We start from the raw sequence: 12,739 nt of genomic DNA, 5'->3' as shown, positions 1-12,739 counted from the left end.
ACCGGAAATTCTTAATGATAAATGTCAACCAAACAGGGAGTAAGACTTTGGTAGATATGAAAGTAAATCGTCGCTCGTTTATGAAGGGTACAGCGGTTGCAGCAGCAGGCGTTGCAGCACCGTCATTCTTTACACGTAACGCATGGGGCGCTGACTTCGTAAACAACCCGGGCAGCAACAAGTCCATCACTTTGGGCTTTAACGTGCCACAAACCGGTGCTTACGCAGACGAAGGCGCAGACGAGCTGCGTGCATACAAACTGGCCGTAAAACACCTGAACGGTGAAGGCGACGGCGGTATGCTCAACACCATGAAACCGCTGTCACTCAAAGGCAACGGCGTTCTGGGTAAGAAAGTAGAATTCGTAACGGGTGATACACAGACAAAATCTGACGCGGCACGTTCTTCTGCAAAACGTATGATCGAAAAAGACGGCGCATTGATGATTACCGGTGGGTCTTCTTCCGGTGTGGCAATTGCCGTTCAGTCTTTGTGTCAAGAAGCTGGCGTTGTTTTCATGGCTGGCCTGACACACTCCAACGATACAACAGGTAAAGACAAACGTCGTTATGGTTTCCGTCACTTCTTCAACGCTTACATGTCCGGTGTTGCACTGGGTCCGGTATTGAAAGAAGAACTGGGTACTGATCGTCGTGCCTATCACCTGACAGCCGATTACACATGGGGCTGGACGCAAGAAGAATCCATCAAAAACACCACAGAAGGTCTGGGTTGGGAAACAGTTGCAACTGTGAAAACTCCGGTTGGTGCAGGTGACTTCTCTCAGTACATCACCCCTGTTCTGAACTCCGGTGCGGATGTGTTGATCCTGAACCATTATGGTAAAGACATGATCAACTCGCTGACACAAGCGATTCAGTTCGGCCTGAAAGACAAGCAAGTGAACGGCAAGCAGTTCGAAATCATCGTTCCGCTGTTCTCTCGTTTGATGGCACAAGGTGCTGGCGACAACATTAAAGGTATTCTGGGGACAACAGGTTGGAACTGGGCATTGCAAGATGCTGGTTCACAAGCCTTTGTTAAATCCTTCGGTCAAGAATACGGCTTCCCGCCGTCACAGGCTGCTCATACTTGCTATTGCCAGACTTTGCTCTATGCAAATGCTTGTGAAGTTGCAGGTACATTCTATCCGCCGGAAATGATCAAAGCACTCGAAGGCTTTGAATTTGACGGCATGGGTAACGGCCCGACCCTTTATCGTGCAGAAGACCACCAGTGCTTCAAAAACGTTCTTGTGGTACGTGGTAACCAAAACCCGTCTTCTCAATTCGACCTTCTTGAAATCGTTAAAGAAGTTCCGAGAGAAGTTGTCACTTACGACGCCAAAATCTTTGGCGGTGAATTAGGCCCGTACAAAGTCTAATTTCAAATGACAGTGAATGGTCGCTTTCTGTTTCAGAAGCGACCATTCTTTTAAAAAAACAAATTTAATACCGATTTTTGGAATTGAGAGCTATGGAAGCTGTTTTCTTACAACTTCTCAACGGTCTTGATAAGGGGGGCGCTTATGCGCTGATCGCACTTGGTCTGACCCTTATCTTCGGGACACTTGGCGTAGTTAACTTCGCCCACGGCGCGCTCTTCATGCTGGGTTCTTTCTGCGCGGTTTCGCTGCAAAAAGTATTGAGCATGTCAATGAAAGTGCGCGACGAAAGTGTTACCTTTTTCGAGGCCTACAAAGAAGTCCCTTACTTGGAAATCTGGTTTGGCGATGCAGGTAAGGCCCTGATCGACTGGACCGTCCCGCTTGCCCTTCTGATTACAATCCCCATCATGCTTGGTGTCGGATATGTGATGGAACGCGGCCTTATCCAACGCTTCTATAAGCGCACACACGCAGAACAAATTCTTGTCACCTTCGGTCTCGCCATCGTTCTTCAGGAACTGGTTAAAGCCTATTTCGGTGCCAACCCGATCCCGACACCGGCGCCTGATATTGTTTCTGGTTCCGCCCACGTCGGGGCTTGGTTCGGCCTGAGCGATGCGATCGTTTATCCGTGGTGGCGTTTGATTTACTTCCTCTTTGCCTTCGCTGTTGTCGGTGCCGTCTTCGCCTTCTTGCAATTAACCACCTTCGGGATGGTTGTACGTGCCGGGATGGCGGACCGTGAAACCGTGGGATTGATCGGCATTGATATCGACAAGAAATTCACCACCGTCTTCGGCCTTGCTGCCGTGGTAACCGGTCTGGCCGGTGTGATGTATACCCCCGTCCTGCCACCGGATTATCATATCGGTATGGAATTCCTTGTTCTTTCCTTCGTCGTTGTTGTGGTCGGCGGTATGGGCTCCCTGCCCGGTGCGGTTGCGGCTGGTTTCTTGCTCGGTATCCTGCAATCCTTTGCATCGATGACTGAAATTAAATCCATTCTGCCCGGTATCGACCAGATCATTATTTATCTCGTCGCGGTGATCATTTTGTTGGTCCGTCCGCGTGGCCTGCTGGGTCGTGAAGGCGTGATGGAGGATTAAGCATATGAACATGAAAGACAATATCCTTGTGCTTATTTTCGGTGCGGTCATTCTGACCATGCCACTATGGGCCGGCATTGTAGGCGCAGGTTATCCTGACCTGTTGCAGAAATTTGCCATCTTCGGTCTGTTTGCCATCGGGTTTAATATCCTGTTCGGCTTTACCGGCTATCTCTCCTTTGGTCACGCTGCCTTTCTGGGCATTGGTTCCTACACAGCCATGTGGTCCTTTAAACTGTTAACGATGAACGCAATCCCGGCCATTTTATTTGCAACTGCCGTTTCCGGCTTGTTTGCACTGGCAATCGGGTTTGTTGCGCTGCGTCGTTCCGGGATTTACTTCTCCATCCTGACATTGGCTTTTGCCCAAATGTGCTACAACATGGCCTATTCGGTTTTAACGCCCATCACCAATGGGGAAACCGGCCTGACTTTGACAGCCACAGACCCACGCATTCTGGACGCAGCAACAACCGAAGGCTTACCTTCAACCGAAGTGTTCGGCATGGGCTTAAGCGGTTACAACGGTTTCTACTTCTGTGCGGTTATTCTGATCATTGGTTTCTATATTTCCGTGCGCTTGTATCGGTCTTCTTTCGGCCTGATGCTACTGGCTGTAAAATCAAACCAGAACCGCATGAAATACACAGGCTTAAACACCAAACCTTACCTGCTTTCCGCTTTTGTGATTTCAGGGATGTATGCGGGCCTCGCCGGTGCCTTGATGGTCGTGATTGACCCGCTTGCCGGTGCGGAACGGATGCAATGGACAGCCTCTGGTGAAGTCGTTTTGATGACAATCCTTGGTGGTGTCGGAACTATTCTTGGTCCGTTCATCGGCGCGATTGTGATCAAATATTTCGAAAACATTTTCTCCGCCTTTAACGATGCCGTTCTCAATCAGGTTTTTGGTTTCCTACCCGACTTCATCCAAGGGATCTGGGTTTCCTTCGCCAGCCTGTTTGTCGGTAAAGGGTGGCACCTGACACTGGGCGTTCTGTTCATGTTGATCGTGATCTTTCTTCCCGGTGGGGCAATGGAAGGCTTCCGCCGCATTGCCGCCAAGTTCAAAAAAGAAAAAGAAGCCCATAGCGCAGGAGGAGCAGAATAATGTCATCTATTCTTACTGTTGAAGGCGTTAATAAAAACTTCTCCGGCCTGAAAGCCCTTGACGATGTCAACCTTGTTGTCGAAGAAGGCTCCGTTCATGCCATTATCGGCCCGAACGGTGCAGGGAAATCCACCTTCTTGAACTGTCTGGTGGGGCGTTTGGTTCCCGATACAGGAACCGTTCTTTACTACGGCAACAAGCCGGAAGGCGAAACCCTGTTCGGTCTGCCACCGCACGAGATTAACCAAAAAGGTATCTCTCGTGTCTTCCAAACGCCGGAAGTTTTTGAAGACTTGACCCTGTTTGAAAATGCCATGATCCCGGTTATGGCCCATTTGGACGGATCTTATCGCTTCAATTCCTGGGGCGGAGTTTTATCACGCGGTGAAATTGCCGACGCTGCAGAACATATCCTGTCCGATGTCGGTTTGCTGGAAAAACGTAACATGCATTCCGGTTCCCTTTCACGCGGTGACAAACGTCGTCTGGAACTGGCCATGTGTCTGGCGCAAGATCCAAAACTGTTGTTGCTGGATGAACCGACCGCCGGTATGGCGCGTGCCGATACCAATAACACCATCGATCTTTTGAAAAAGATCGGCGAAGAACGTAAAATTACAAAAGTCATCATCGAACACGACATGCATGTTGTGTTCTCGCTGGCAACAAAAGTAAGCGTTCTGGCACGGGGACACATCATCGCGGAAGGCGCACCTCAAGAAATGAAGGGCGATCCGCGCGTACAAGAAGCCTACCTCGGAGGGGCACATCTATGAGTGATAAAATCGCACAATATAGCGGTCCGCTTAAAAAAACCCTGCAGCCGATTAAATCGCAGGGGACCGATCCGGCTTTTTTCTCCGTATGGGATGTCCATGCCTACTACGGCGAAAGTTACATCGTGCAAGGGGTCAGTTTCGACATTCACGAAGGTGAGATCGTCGCCCTTTTGGGACGAAACGGCGCGGGAAAAACATCCACACTGCGCGCGCTTGCCCGCACGGATGACCCACAACTTCACCACGGTGAAATCTGGCTCGACCATGAACCGCTTCACGACATGAAATCGTTTCAAGCCTCACGCGCCGGTCTGGCCCTTGTGCCGGAAGATCGTCGCATCATCCCAGGCCTGACCGTTCAAGAAAACCTTGAACTGGCGCAGATCGAAGGACGTAAAGGCTGGTCGATCGAACGACTGTACGAACTGTTCCCCCGTCTGGGTGAACGTCATAATCAGATCGGGGTGACTTTGTCCGGTGGTGAACAACAAATGCTGGCTGTTGCCCGTGCATTGGCCAAAGATATCAAGTTGTTATTGCTGGATGAACCTTATGAAGGTTTGGCCCCGGTTATCGTTCACGAGATCGAAAAAACACTGGAAGATATTAAAAAGCTCGGTATCACAACGATCATCGTGGAACAAAATGCGATTGCCGCACTACACTTGGCTGACCGCGCCATTATCATGGATGCAGGCCAAATCGTCTTTGATGGAACCGCGCAAGAAGTTCTTGATAACGCAGAATTGCGTCAGGAATATCTGGCAATCTGATTAATCAAACGATCAAACCAAGACCTGACAGGCCCGTCCCCTCCCGAGACGGGCCTTTTTTTCATAACTTCACCGGAAAACCTGCTTCACATTCCCGACAAAACGTGACAGCGATCCTGTAATATCATCCACAGATACACTGTCTTTACGCCCCACGGCCTTACCGACTTCGCGCATGCCCATATAGGTCATAATCACCGCAGCAGCCCAACCGACCATTTGTTCATAAAGGCTGTTCAACACATCGCCCATTTCAATTAAACCAAGCGATGTCGAAGGGGTTCCAAACGCCGCATTAAGCACGTTATAAACCGCAATCAATGAATTGACCCCAACGATGGCAAGCGGCGGCAACACAACAGAAACAACCATCCAGCGCACCGCCCAAGGGCGTGTCGTCATCCGCATCAAGGCGACTTGGGCACGCGCCTGCGGGGGAATTGCATTCAAAATTTCTGCATCCAAGTGCCCACCTTGCTGGGCCAATCGATTGGTGATCGTTTCATAAAACGCCAGTTCTGATTTCATGCGCTCCATAAATTGCGCCCGTTCCGGCTCACTTAATTTATCAACCTCTTCACGCAATTCATCCGGTGAACGCGCGTTGACGCTTTCCCCCTTTATGTCTTCCACAACTTGTTTGCCGACATCAAACAAATCAACAGCCCCTTTCATTGCCGCAAAAATTGCCGGCAATGCCGCTAAAAACGCAACCATATCCTACCCTTTCTTTAAAGAACATTTAAAGAATATAGGACTATTATCCTTTATTGCAAGAGGTATAGAAAAAGCCCCGAAGTTTCCCTCGAGGCTTTTTCAAACGATAAACGAATATTCAATATCGCGCGCTCAATTCACGCAACTTGAATTTCTTTAACCGATAATATCGTTCAATGTTTGAGACGGACGCATAACAGCAACACGTTTGGCCTGATCCTGATGGTAATAACCACCCAGATCAGCTGGTGCACCTTGGCAATCAATCAATTCTTTGCGAATTTGATCTTCGTTTGCCGCCAGTTTTTCAGCCAACGGTGCGAAGAATGCTTTCAGGTCCGCATCTTCATCTTGCGCAGCCAGTGCTTCTGCCCAGTAAAGCGCAATGCAGAAATGAGACCCACGGTTGTCATGTTCACCCACTTTACGGCTAGGTGACTCGTTCTTATCCAACAATTTGGCCGTCGCTTCGTCCAGTGCCTTACCCAACAACGTCGCCTTGGCATTGCCATTCACATTGGCAAGATGTTCCAAAGATGCCGCCAATGCGCAGAACTCACCAAGAGAGTCCCAACGCAGGTGATTTTCAGCAACCAACTGCTGAACGTGCTTCGGTGCAGAACCGCCCGCGCCTGTTTCAAACAAGCCACCACCATTCATCAACGGAACAATAGACAACATCTTCGCAGACGTGCCCACTTCCAAGATCGGGAACAAATCTGTCAAATAATCACGCAGAACGTTACCTGTTACAGAAATAACGTCTTTACCGTCTTTGATCATCTGGCAGGAATGTGCCGCCGCATCAGACGGGGCCATAATACGAATGTCCAAACCGCTTGTATCGTGATCCGGCAAGTAAGCATTAACTTTCTTGATCAGTTCCGCATCGTGTGCACGGTTTTCATCCAGCCAGAAAACAGCCGGTGTATTGCTCAAACGCGCACGCGTCACTGCCAGTTTCACCCAATCGCGGATCGGTGCATCTTTTGCCATACAGGCACGCCAGATGTCGCCTTCTTCCACGTTATGTTCGATCAGGCTGTTGCCTGCTGCATCAACAACCTTGATCGTACCATCAGCAGGTGCCGTAAATGTTTGCGGGTGAGAACCGTATTCTTCGGCTTTTTGTGCCATCAGACCCACGTTGGGAACAGAACCCATTGTAGAGGGGTCGAACGCGCCGTTTTCTTTACAGAAATTGATCACCGCATCATAAACACCGGCGTAGGAGCTGTCCGGAATTACACATTTGGTGTCGCCTTCGTTGCCATCCGGACCCCAACCTTTGCCGCCTGCTTTGATCACAGCTGGCATAGAGGCATCGATAATCACATCGCTGGGGACATGCAGGTTCGTGATGCCCTTATCGGAATTCACCATGTACATGTCGGGCTGTGCGTTCAAGCATGCCTCGATATCAGCTTCGATTTCAGCCTTTTTATCCGCCGGCAGGGATGCGATTTTAGAAACCACATCGCCAAAACCGTTGCTGGTATCCACACCCAATTCTGCGAATGTGGCTGCATGTTTTTCAAAGACCGGAGCAAAGAACACTTCCACACAATGACCAAAGATCACCGGATCGGAGACTTTCATCATGGTCGCTTTCATATGAAGCGAGAACAGAATGCCTTGTTCTTTGGTTTCTGCAATTTGTTCCGCCAAGAACTTACGCAAGGCCTTAACAGACAAATATGTCCCGTCCAGAACTTCACCGGCTTGCAACGGCAAGCTTTCTTTCAAGACCTGCTCAGTCCCGTCTTTGCCGACAAAAACGATCTTGCCTTGTGTGGCTGCGTCCAATGTTACAGATTTTTCATTTGATGCAAAATCATCCTGCCCCATTGTAGCAACGTGGGTTTTGCTGTCTTTTTCCCATTTGCCCATGCGGTGCGGGTTTTTCTTGGCAAATTGTTTAACCGCAAACGGTGCGCGGCGATCGGAGTTCCCTTCGCGCAGAACCGGGTTTACAGCAGAACCTTTTACTGTGTCATATTTCTTGCGGGCTTCTTTTTCCGCATCTGTTTTCGGGTCTTCCACATAATCGGGAATGTCAAAACCATGATCCTGCAACTCTTTAATCGCAGCAATCAACTGGGGAACAGAAGCCGAAACGTTCGGCAATTTAATCACGTTGGCTTCGGGCTTTTTCACCAATTCACCCAACTCAGCCAAATCGTCGGAATGCAAATCGAACAACGCAAGGATACGGGCCGCCAAAGAGATGTCCTTTGTGCCTACCTCGACGCCAGCCGCACCGGCAAATTTCTGGATGATCGGCAGGAAAGAACCGCTTGCCAGTTCCGGCGCTTCATCGACGATTGTATAGATGATGTCAGTCATTTTGTTTCAAAACTCCCAAAAGCCTTAAAGGCAAATATTTAATTTCGTGGTCGTATTTGTAGTATCTGGACCGCCGCACCGCAACAAATTTACAGTTTTTTTCGGTATTACCAGTTCAGAACACCTTTTAATCCTTCAAAATCAATCTTCTAGCAAAATCAGGCTCAGAAGATCCAAAAACTACAAAAAAAACGGTTAAATTTTTCATGGCTTTTTTCATTATATTTAACCTCGACAAGGCTGTCGATTCTGCCTCCCCCGCCGTCTCAATTCACACGTTTTTACCCGATACATTTGTATTACCACTACGATAGATTTAAGAGACTTTCCTTTGTCTACAACCCTTTGTAAAACATAGAAAAACTGTCTCTTTGGTCATACCAAAACTTTCCTTGCCAACCTATTTACACAAGCGTATCGTCGCCTTAATGACATTGGAGACTTCGCTGTCGTCCATCCTTGTTCCTCCAGGAGATATCGCACATGAGCAAAATTAAGGTCCAAAATCCGATCGTCGAACTCGACGGCGACGAAATGACCCGCATTATCTGGCAGTTCATCAAAGACAAACTGATCCTTCCCTATGTCGATGTCGATTTAAAATACTATGACCTCGGCATGGAAAACCGCGATGCAACGGATGACCAAGTCACCATTGATGCCGCCAACGCCATTAAGGAGCATCGCGTTGGTGTCAAATGCGCGACCATCACCCCGGATGAAGCCCGCGTGGAAGAATTCGGCCTCAAGAAAATGTGGAAATCGCCAAACGGCACATTGCGCAATATTATTGGCGGCACCGTCTTTCGCCAGCCGATTATCTGTAAAAACGTCCCGCGCCTTGTCCCCGGTTGGACCAGCCCGATTGTCATTGGTCGTCATGCCTTTGGGGATCAATATAAAGCCACTGATATGCGCGTTCCCGGTCCCGGCAAACTGACCATGACGTTTGAACCGGCAGATGGCGGCGAAGCCATCACCCATACGGTTTATGAATTTGAAAGCTCCGGCGTGGCGATGTCCATGTACAACGTGGATGAATCCATTCGCGGTTTTGCCCGTGCCAGTTTGAACTACGGCCTTGAACTGGGGTGGCCTGTCTTCCTGTCCACCAAAAACACCATCATGAAAGCTTATGACGGACGTTTCAAAGACATCTTTGAAGAAATCTATGAAACTGAATTCAAAGAACAGTTCGAACGTGCCGGTATCATGTACCAACACCGTCTGATTGACGATATGGTTGCTTGTGCGATGAAATGGTCCGGCGGTTTCGTCTGGGCCTGTAAAAACTACGATGGGGATGTTCAATCCGATACCGTCGCACAGGGTTTTGGCTCCCTCGGTCTGATGACCTCCGTTTTGATGACACCAGACGGACAAACGATTGAAGCCGAAGCCGCACACGGTACGGTCACCCGTCACTATCGCATGCATCAGGAAGGCAAGGAAACTTCCACCAACCCGATTGCCTCCATCTTTGCATGGACACGGGCTTTGAAATTCCGTGGTCAATTCGACGGCACACCGGCACTGGAACGTTTTGCCGATGATCTGGAAAAAGTCTGTATTGAAACAGTTGAAAGCGGTCATATGACCAAAGACTTGGCTTTGTTGGTCGGACCGGACCAATCCTGGTGCACAACCCAGCAATTCCTTGACCATATTGATGCCAACCTGAGAGATAAAATGGCCCGTCGCCCAGGGTAAACACCATTGAGGCCTCTCTTCAGTTTTGACGAGCTCTACATAAAGCCCGGGACATAAAAATGTCTCGGGCTTTATGTCTAAATGTGGTAAAATTATATCTCGAGATAGCTGCGTTAAAGGTGATCAAAATCGATATGAAATGGAGCATCTTACTATTCATTTTCACTATCTTTTGCGGGCAGAGCGCTGAGGCATGCACATTGGTAATGGGCTACCGGACGACCCCTCGCCTCCCTAATATTGAAGCAGTTCCTAATAATTCTGGAATTTATCAAGACCTTTATAGCATCGCTGCAAAAAAAATCGGCTGTAAACTTGAAATCGTTCGTTTGCCGAAAAAACGCGTACTATTAGGCATGGCCGAAGGACGGATAGATTTTTATCCCGGTTTCACCTTCACAAAAGCCCGTACAAAAAATACGTTCTTCTTCGAAAACGGCATGCGGTCCAAGATGGTTGGATTAAGCCGCGCTGATATGCCTGAAGTACATTCCCTTGAAGAAATCCGAGGGAAAATATTTTTGCGTCCTTTAGGCGCGCCAGGAGTGGATGCACAAAAATATGGTTTTATTCTACACGAAGTTCCAGAACTTGATTACACACAAGCCATAAAATTATTACAGAAAAAGCACGCAGACTTTTTTATGGACCATTATTTAAATTTAAAATTTTTCATGCAAAATCATCCTGAGCGAAAGCAATTTCGGTTTCATATGAATTGTTGCGGTAAGGATGAAGCCTTTACAATTGGCTTTTCCAAAAAATCAAAATTCTATGAAGAAGAACCCAATTTATCTTTTGATGAAAACAAACCTTTAAATTACAATAATTACCCAGTTCAACTGAAAAAAGGTTGTATTGCTTATCGCTTACAGCAAGCCCTTCGCGAACTTTCGAAAACAGGTGTTACTGACGCGATAATTCAAACTTACTATAGAAGTTAAAACAAAACCGCTTCGCTTCCATTTGCAAGTATTTGACGCTTCCTTGAAATACTCGACAGCTGATAAAATCATTATAATTTAACATTTAAAATTAAAGACACCTGCCATATGACACGACTTTATGTTTTTCCATGTTTCATTTTCTTGTCATTGTGCCTTTTTACTTCCGCACACGCAGAAAACAGCTATGCGATTTCTGAAGAGAGCTATCAGGGACATATCCAAATATTCGGCCATGTCGGCTTTCTCATGCGCTTGACACAAAAACAGGCTTTTAATGTTTCTATTCACAACCATACCAACCAGCAATGTCAGATTTCAGACGATCTCTTACGCGCGCCCCTTCTCACTGAATTAAAACTCAGTGATTATCAAACAGCCCCTTCCGCCCCCTTCACTTTACATTTGGAACTCATTGGCGGCATGGCCCCCCACGATAACTGTCTGATCAGCTATGACCTCAGCCTACTTCGCAATTATACCGGTCATACGGATGGTCAGGAAGAAGTGCAAAATTCATACGATTACATACACGCTATTCCTTTATTGGAAGTCAAAGGCCTTATGCACACTCGTCCAGACACAACAGAACAAAAATTGGTAGAAGGTGTTCAGAAAGCCGGAAAACGCCTGCTCTATAACTTAGGCCAAATCCAAAAAATATACGCGTTGCCCCAAAAACATTAACGCCCTTCCCATCAAAAAAAAGGCAGATCAAAGCAACCTTTATCAACCAACTATCAAGCCATGCCTTGGTAAAATATCGCGTAGACTTGTCTGTCGATGAAAGGCTGCTGCTTGAAAAAATTGAACCACGGGTTTTTGCGTCGCAAAGCTCCCGTCCTCAAGAGCACGAAGTTTTACAAACTCCATGAGCCATTCATCCCCCGCATAATCAGGCATTTCTTCCGAAACTCCTGTTGCCTGCCCACTGGCGAGAAGATCACACCATGCTTTTTCCCGGTCCGCACATTTTCCCTGTGTTTCAATAACTGCCTGAATAGCATCACGCACTTCGTCAAAAGGCCGAGGTGCAAAATGTTCTGGGCTTCCTTGCCCATACTCTACAAATAAATCATATAACCTTTCGCAAGCTTCCAAAAAGGTTTGTCGATTATCGCGCATCTGTACCCGGCCTTTTGCATCTTCCCATTCCAGACTCCATCTCAAATAGGGACGATCCGGGTAAGTTGCCGCCCCACCATGTCCCAATGCACCAGAGAGATTACCACCTAAAAACCCCTTAATGTTAGCCAACCATCCGCCATGTTCGCCATTTTCTTCAAAAAATCGTTTTTTCTTATTTTCAACATATGTTTTTGTTTCCTTGTCCAAATCATACGTTTTGAGCTCGCCTTCAATACGATTCAAACGAGAACTCACCCCTGAAAAGTCATAATGAGCGAAGGTATCCGCATATACATGGGCCGTCACCCCAATTAAAGCATCGCCAAACGGCACTGTTTTAGCTTTTTCAACATTGGTTTTCACCATTTCGCGCGCTAGCAAACTGTCTTTGCGGCATAGCAATTTTTCCGTAAAGGTTTCACCTTCACCACCTGGATAAAAATGGAACGGCACCCAAATACGACGTTGATCATGGGGATCCAAGTTTTTCACATGAAGAATATGATGTGCGGTGGCTTCCACGTCCAACATAGAGGCATCCAGAAAAGTAACGGACGCATTCGCCCCCGCATCGTCTACAAATTGCGAAGCTGTTGCAATTGTATGAGCAACAGCTTCGTTTAAGCCCGCGCAACGCGCCAAGACATATACCCCATAATAATGCATATCCTTTTGCATGTACGTCATCCCCCCTCTAAATTATATAAGTACTTATAATTGTAAATTGTAACATAAAA

General features: G+C 47.6%; 11 protein-coding genes. 8 read left to right on the top strand and 3 right to left on the bottom strand.

The genetic code is table 11. From position 1 onward, the window contains the following. Positions 1-56: 56 nt before the first annotated feature. The 5 genes from ACN0VA_RS13935 to ACN0VA_RS13915 all read left to right on the top strand — a co-directional run bounded on the left by ACN0VA_RS13935 (position 57) and on the right by ACN0VA_RS13915 (position 5,157). On the top strand, positions 57-1,385 hold the full coding sequence (locus ACN0VA_RS13935; RefSeq protein ID WP_417821747.1) for a substrate-binding protein: 1,329 nt from the start codon (positions 57-59) through the stop codon (positions 1,383-1,385). 92 nt (positions 1,386-1,477) lie between these two features. After that, positions 1,478-2,494: a branched-chain amino acid ABC transporter permease gene (locus ACN0VA_RS13930; RefSeq protein WP_417821746.1), complete on the top strand. Its 1,017-nt coding sequence runs from the start codon at positions 1,478-1,480 to the stop codon at positions 2,492-2,494. A gap of 4 nt (positions 2,495-2,498) precedes the next feature. Further along, positions 2,499-3,605, top strand: a complete 1,107-nt coding sequence (locus ACN0VA_RS13925) for a branched-chain amino acid ABC transporter permease (RefSeq protein WP_417821745.1) — start codon at positions 2,499-2,501, stop codon at positions 3,603-3,605. Further along, the gene (locus ACN0VA_RS13920) at positions 3,605-4,381 is read left to right on the top strand and encodes an ABC transporter ATP-binding protein (RefSeq protein WP_417821744.1); all 777 of its coding nucleotides are present in this window, start codon (positions 3,605-3,607) and stop codon (positions 4,379-4,381) included. Before ACN0VA_RS13925 ends, ACN0VA_RS13920 begins: the two co-directional genes overlap by 1 nt. Further along, entirely contained in the window at positions 4,378-5,157 is a 780-nt protein-coding gene (locus ACN0VA_RS13915) for an ABC transporter ATP-binding protein (RefSeq protein WP_417821743.1), read from the top strand. The genes ACN0VA_RS13920 and ACN0VA_RS13915 overlap by 4 nt, the downstream gene beginning before the upstream one ends. 69 nt (positions 5,158-5,226) lie before the next feature. On the opposite strand, the gene ACN0VA_RS13910 is transcribed toward ACN0VA_RS13915, so the two are convergent. Together ACN0VA_RS13910 and ACN0VA_RS13905 are read right to left on the bottom strand one after the other, a co-directional pair. After that, positions 5,227-5,874, bottom strand: a complete 648-nt coding sequence (locus tag ACN0VA_RS13910; protein WP_417821742.1) for a hypothetical protein — start codon at positions 5,872-5,874, stop codon at positions 5,227-5,229. Between the two features lie 156 nt (positions 5,875-6,030). Then, entirely contained in the window at positions 6,031-8,220 is a 2,190-nt protein-coding gene (locus ACN0VA_RS13905; RefSeq protein WP_417821741.1) for an NADP-dependent isocitrate dehydrogenase, read from the bottom strand. Positions 8,221-8,703: 483 nt separating this feature from the next. Between ACN0VA_RS13905 and ACN0VA_RS13900 the strand changes: the two genes are divergently transcribed. The 3 genes from ACN0VA_RS13900 to ACN0VA_RS13890 all read left to right on the top strand — a co-directional run bounded on the left by ACN0VA_RS13900 (position 8,704) and on the right by ACN0VA_RS13890 (position 11,561). Then, positions 8,704-9,930: an NADP-dependent isocitrate dehydrogenase gene (locus ACN0VA_RS13900; protein ID WP_417821740.1), complete on the top strand. Its 1,227-nt coding sequence runs from the start codon at positions 8,704-8,706 to the stop codon at positions 9,928-9,930. A 134-nt stretch (positions 9,931-10,064) separates the two neighbouring features. Then, positions 10,065-10,874 (top strand): substrate-binding periplasmic protein, encoded by an 810-nt coding sequence (locus ACN0VA_RS13895; RefSeq protein WP_417821739.1) that lies wholly within the window; start codon positions 10,065-10,067, stop codon positions 10,872-10,874. A 249-nt stretch (positions 10,875-11,123) separates the two neighbouring features. Then, positions 11,124-11,561, top strand: coding sequence for a hypothetical protein (locus ACN0VA_RS13890; protein ID WP_417821738.1), 438 nt, complete (start codon positions 11,124-11,126; stop codon positions 11,559-11,561). A 42-nt stretch (positions 11,562-11,603) separates the two neighbouring features. On the opposite strand, the gene ACN0VA_RS13885 is transcribed toward ACN0VA_RS13890, so the two are convergent. After that, positions 11,604-12,680: a DUF6765 family protein gene (locus ACN0VA_RS13885; protein ID WP_417821737.1), complete on the bottom strand. Its 1,077-nt coding sequence runs from the start codon at positions 12,678-12,680 to the stop codon at positions 11,604-11,606. Positions 12,681-12,739 lie beyond the last annotated feature (59 nt).

The sequence above is a fragment of the Terasakiella sp. genome, from assembly GCF_048267425.1.
Taxonomy (GTDB): Bacteria; Pseudomonadota; Alphaproteobacteria; order Rhodospirillales; family Terasakiellaceae; genus Terasakiella.
Note: the sequence above shows the minus strand (reverse complement) of the source record. Positions and strands in the feature narration are given on the sequence as shown.

Bases quoted from the DNA above. Each gene is read 5' to 3' on its own strand.
- ACN0VA_RS13905 (WP_417821741.1), bottom strand. From the start codon at position 8,220: ATGACTGACATCATCTATACAATCGTCGATGAAGCGCCGGAACTGGCA.
- ACN0VA_RS13900 (WP_417821740.1), top strand. From the start codon at position 8,704: ATGAGCAAAATTAAGGTCCAAAATCCGATCGTCGAACTCGACGGCGAC.
- ACN0VA_RS13915 (WP_417821743.1), top strand. From the start codon at position 4,378: ATGAGTGATAAAATCGCACAATATAGCGGTCCGCTTAAAAAAACCCTG.
- ACN0VA_RS13885 (WP_417821737.1), bottom strand. From the start codon at position 12,680: ATGCAAAAGGATATGCATTATTATGGGGTATATGTCTTGGCGCGTTGC.
- ACN0VA_RS13935 (WP_417821747.1), top strand. From the start codon at position 57: ATGAAAGTAAATCGTCGCTCGTTTATGAAGGGTACAGCGGTTGCAGCA.
- ACN0VA_RS13930 (WP_417821746.1), top strand. From the start codon at position 1,478: ATGGAAGCTGTTTTCTTACAACTTCTCAACGGTCTTGATAAGGGGGGC.
- ACN0VA_RS13920 (WP_417821744.1), top strand. From the start codon at position 3,605: ATGTCATCTATTCTTACTGTTGAAGGCGTTAATAAAAACTTCTCCGGC.
- ACN0VA_RS13910 (WP_417821742.1), bottom strand. From the start codon at position 5,874: ATGGTTGCGTTTTTAGCGGCATTGCCGGCAATTTTTGCGGCAATGAAA.
- ACN0VA_RS13895 (WP_417821739.1), top strand. From the start codon at position 10,065: ATGAAATGGAGCATCTTACTATTCATTTTCACTATCTTTTGCGGGCAG.
- ACN0VA_RS13925 (WP_417821745.1), top strand. From the start codon at position 2,499: ATGAACATGAAAGACAATATCCTTGTGCTTATTTTCGGTGCGGTCATT.
- ACN0VA_RS13890 (WP_417821738.1), top strand. From the start codon at position 11,124: ATGCGCTTGACACAAAAACAGGCTTTTAATGTTTCTATTCACAACCAT.